The sequence below is a fragment of the Anabaena sp. CCY 9910 genome (assembly GCF_963920875.1).
GTDB classification, from domain to species: Bacteria; Cyanobacteriota; Cyanobacteriia; order Cyanobacteriales; family Nostocaceae; genus Trichormus; species Trichormus variabilis.
In genome coordinates, this window is record NZ_CAWUDJ010000156.1 from 1 (window position 1) to 229 (window position 229).

The following is a 229-nucleotide window of genomic DNA, read 5'->3' on the forward strand; positions in this document are numbered from 1 at the left end:
GGATCTGGTCGGCCTGAATGGCGCTGTCGACATCGGCGATGCGGGCGTAGGGATTGGTGCTGGCGGGCGTGTAGCCGCGACCGGCGGCCAGAGCAGGAAACTGCTGGGCCGCAGGCTTCAGCGTCTGGCCGACGGTGACATAGACCTGGGTGCAGCAGTCGGGCGTCAGGTCGGCGTAGTCCGCGAACAGCCGAACCCGCAATTGTTCGTTCGGTTGGAACAGCAACTG

General features: G+C 65.5%; 1 protein-coding gene. It reads right to left on the minus strand.

What is annotated here, in order from left to right:
* Window positions 1-229: hypothetical protein (locus tag ACM5QX_RS29670; protein ID WP_414756780.1), on the minus strand; the 229-nt coding region annotated here is incomplete at both ends.